Annotated in this window: 2 protein-coding genes and 1 pseudogene; all 3 read left to right on the plus strand. The window is 69.3% G+C overall.

Annotated features, from left to right (window positions below; genetic code table 11):
- Nucleotides 1-351 (plus strand): annotated as a pseudogene (locus tag RIF68_RS28925) (XRE family transcriptional regulator); the annotation flags it as partial.
- Nucleotides 242-1,378 (plus strand): tRNA dihydrouridine synthase DusB, encoded by a 1,137-nt coding sequence (dusB, locus tag RIF68_RS28930; protein WP_309054241.1) that lies wholly within the window; start codon nt 242-244, stop codon nt 1,376-1,378. The pseudogene RIF68_RS28925 and the gene dusB, both read left to right, overlap by 110 nt.
- Before the next feature lie 356 nt (nt 1,379-1,734).
- The coding region (gene ppdK / locus RIF68_RS28935; RefSeq protein WP_309054242.1) for a pyruvate, phosphate dikinase at nt 1,735-4,267 on the plus strand (2,533 nt) is incomplete at its 3' end.

Consider the following 4,267-nt stretch of genomic DNA (forward strand, 5'->3'; position numbering starts at 1 on the left):
GAGTTCCGGGAGATCTGGGCCCGCCACGACGTGGTCGCCCCCGGCGGCCGGACCAAGCTGATCCGCAACGCCCACGTGGGCCTGCTCCGCTTCGAGCACACCAACCTGTGGCTCGGTCCGGGCGGCGGCCCGAGCCTCGTGACGTACGTCCCGCTGGACGAGGAGACCCGGGCCGGGGTCGAGCGGCTGCTCTCCCTGGTGGCCCCGTCCGCGGATTCCGGCGGTGCGGGACAATGGGTCAATGACCGCGTTCTCCCCCCTCTCCATCGGGCCGCACATCGTGCAGCCGCCGGTGGTGCTCGCCCCGATGGCCGGCATCACCAACGCCCCCTTCCGCACCCTCTGCCGTGAGTTCTCCGGTGGCAAGGGCCTGTTCGTGAGCGAGATGATCACGACGCGGGCGCTGGTGGAGCGCAACGAGAAGACGATGCAGCTCATCCGGTTCGACGAGACCGAGAAGCCGCGCTCGATCCAGCTCTACGGCGTGGACCCGGTGACCGTCGGCAAGGCCGTGCGGATGATCGTCGACGAGGACCTCGCCGACCACATCGACCTGAACTTCGGCTGCCCGGTGCCGAAGGTGACCCGCAAGGGCGGCGGCTCCGCCCTGCCGTACAAGCGGCCCCTGCTGCGGGCGATCCTCAACGAGGCCGTGTCGAACGCCGGTGACCTGCCGGTGACGATGAAGATGCGCAAGGGCATCGACGACGACCACATCACCTACCTCGACGCGGGCCGCATCGCGGTCGAGGAGGGCGTCACGGCCATCGCCCTGCACGGGCGCACGGCCGCGCAGCACTACGGCGGCACGGCCGACTGGGACGCCATCGCGCGGCTGAAGGAGCACGTGCCGGAGATCCCGGTGCTCGGCAACGGTGACATCTGGTCGGCCGAGGACGCCCTGCGGATGATGCGCGAGACCGGCTGCGACGGTGTGGTCGTCGGGCGCGGCTGCCTGGGCCGCCCGTGGCTGTTCGCCGACCTGGTGGCGGGCTTCGAGGGCACCGGCGCGTACGCGCGGCCCGGGCTGCGGGAGGTCGCCGACGTGATGGTGCGGCACGCGCGGCTGCTCGGCGAGTGGCTGGGCGACGAGACGCGCGGTGTCATCGACTTCCGCAAGCACGTCGCCTGGTACCTGAAGGGCTTCGCGGTGGGTTCGGAGATGCGCAAGAAGCTTGCCGTCACCTCCTCCCTGGACGAGCTGCGCGCTCAGTTGAGCGAGCTCGACCTGGACCAGCCGTGGCCGGTGGGAGCGGACGGCCCCCGGGGCCGTACGTCCGGAAACAACCGTGTCGTGCTGCCGGACGGCTGGTTGAAGGACCCGTACGACTGCGCGGGAGTGAGCGAGGACGCCGAGCTGGATACGTCCGGCGGCTGAGATCCGGGCCCGTTCGGGGAGTGATCCTCACCACCCTTGAGGCGGGGTGTGCTCAGATGAGCGGGTCCGAGGCGACTGCACTGCCTGAAAGGGTGGCACTGAGTGCCACCCTTTTTGCGTTCAAGTCTTGAACGCAAGTGGTCGACAGGGCGCTCATCTGAGCGAGAACCTGCTGGATTGGGTCAAGCGGCCTTCGGGGTGTGAAAGCGCAAGCTACCGCCTGGTTACTTTCGAAGTGGGGGCGGACGGGTGGTTACGACTGTGTGACCGGCAGGCGTACCTCCCCAGAAGCCTTCGATCTGGGTATGTTCCTCGCCGTCAGGGCAGCCAACCGAGTCGTCGAGGAGTCGAGACCCGTGTCGGAAAACAATGATCAGAAGTTCGTGTACGACTTCACCGAGGGCAACAGGGACCTGAAGGACCTCCTCGGTGGCAAGGGCGCGAACCTGGCCGAGATGACCAACCTGGGTCTTCCGGTTCCTCCCGGCTTCACGATCACCACCGAGGCGTGCAAGGTCTACCTCGAGAGCGGCTCGGAGCCGGCGGCACTGCGCGACGAGGTCAGCGCGCACCTCGACGCACTCGAGCGGAAGATGGGCAAGAAGCTCGGCCAGGCCGACGACCCGCTGCTCGTCTCCGTCCGCTCGGGCGCCAAGTTCTCGATGCCGGGCATGATGGACACGGTCCTCAACATCGGCCTCTCGGACGAGTCCGTCGTCGGCCTCGCGAAGCAGGCCGACAACGAGCGCTTCGCCTGGGACTCGTACCGCCGCCTCATCCAGATGTTCGGCAAGACCGTCCTGGGCGTCGACGGTGAGCTGTTCGAGGACGCGCTCGACGAGGCCAAGGCCGCCAAGAAGGTCGCCAGCGACACCGACCTGGACGCGGCGGACCTGAAGAAGCTCGTCAAGCAGTTCAAGAAGATCGTCAGGACCGCGACCGGCCGCGACTTCCCGCAGGACCCGCGCGAGCAGATGGACCTGGCCATCAAGGCCGTCTTCGACTCCTGGAACGGCGACCGCGCCAAGCTGTACCGCCGCCAGGAGCGCATCCCGCACGACCTCGGCACCGCCGTCAACGTGTGCTCCATGGTCTTCGGCAACCTGGGCCCGGACTCCGGCACCGGCGTCGCCTTCACCCGCGACCCCGCCTCCGGCCACCAGGGCGTCTACGGCGACTACCTCCAGAACGCGCAGGGCGAGGACGTCGTCGCCGGCATCCGCAACACCGTGCCGCTCGCCGAGCTGGAGTCGATCGACAAGAAGTCGTACGACCAGCTGATGGCGATCATGGAGACCCTGGAGACCCACTACAAGGATCTCTGCGACATCGAGTTCACCATCGAGCGCGGCCAGCTCTGGATGCTCCAGACCCGCGTCGGCAAGCGCACCGCCGGTGCCGCCTTCCGCATCGCGACCCAGCTCGTGGACCAGGGCCTGATCGACGAGGCCGAGGCGCTCCAGCGCGTCACCGGCGCGCAGCTCGCCCAGCTGATGTTCCCCAAGTTCGACGAGGACGCGAAGGGCGAGCAGATCGGCCGCGGCATCGCCGCCTCCCCGGGCGCGGCCGTCGGCAAGGCCGTCTTCGACTCGTACACCGCCGTGAAGTGGTCCCGCTCGGGCGAGAAGGTCATCCTGATCCGCCGCGAGACCAACCCGGACGACCTGGACGGCATGATCGCCGCCGAGGGCATCCTCACCTCGCGCGGCGGCAAGACCTCGCACGCCGCCGTCGTCGCCCGCGGCATGGGCAAGACCTGTGTCTGCGGCGCCGAGGAGCTCGAGGTCGACACCAAGCGCCGCCGGATGACCACCGCCTCCGGCGTGGTCGTCGAGGAGGGCGACGTCGTCTCCATCGACGGTTCCACCGGCAAGGTCTACCTCGGTGAGGTACCCGTCGTACCGTCCCCGGTCGTGGAGTACTTCGAGGGCCGCATGCACGCCGGCGCCGACGACGCCGACGAGCTGGTGCAGGCCGTCCACCGGATCATGGCCTACGCCGACCGCGTCCGCCGCCTGCGCGTCCGCGCCAACGCCGACAACGCCGAGGACGCGCTGCGCGCCCGCCGCTTCGGCGCCCAGGGCATCGGCCTGTGCCGCACCGAGCACATGTTCCTCGGCGAGCGCCGCGAGATGGTCGAGCGCCTGATCCTCGCCGACACGGAGGACGAGCGCGAGGCCGCCCTGGCCGAGCTGCTGCCGCTGCAGAAGCAGGACTTCATCGAGCTGTTCGAGGCGATGGACGGGCTGCCCGTCACCGTCCGCCTGCTCGACCCGCCGCTGCACGAGTTCCTGCCCGACATCACCGAGCTGTCGGTGCGCGTCGCCCTCGCCGAGGCCCGCAAGGACCCCAACGAGAACGACCTGCGCCTGCTCCAGGCCGTGCACCGGCTGCACGAGCAGAACCCGATGCTGGGTCTGCGCGGTGTCCGCCTGGGCCTCGTCATCCCCGGCCTGTTCACCATGCAGGTGCGGGCCATCGCGGAGGCCGCGGCCCAGCGCATCGACGCCAAGGGTGACCCGCGCGCCGAGATCATGATCCCGCTCGTCGGCACCGTCCAGGAGCTGGAGATCGTCCGCGAGGAGGCCGAGCAGGTCATCGCCGAGGTCCAGGCCCGCACCGGCGTGGAGCTCAAGCTGGCGCTCGGCACCATGATCGAGCTGCCGCGCGCCGCCGTGACCGCCGGGCAGATCGCCGAGGCAGCGGAGTTCTTCTCCTTCGGCACCAACGACCTGACCCAGACGGTGTGGGGCTTCTCCCGTGACGACGTGGAGGCCTCGTTCTTCACCGCGTACCTGGAGAAGGGCATCTTCGGCGTCAGCCCCTTCGAGACCATCGACAAGGACGGCGTCGGCGCCCTCGTGCGCAACGCCGTCGAGGCCGGCCGTG

Source organism: Streptomyces sp. (assembly GCF_031178505.1).
Taxonomy (GTDB): Bacteria; Actinomycetota; Actinomycetes; order Streptomycetales; family Streptomycetaceae; genus Streptomyces; species Streptomyces gulbargensis.

What these genes read in the sequence shown, in the direction of transcription:
- dusB (WP_309054241.1), top strand. Translation starts at nt 242, where the DNA reads ATGACCGCGTTCTCCCCCCTCTCCATCGGGCCGCACATCGTGCAGCCG.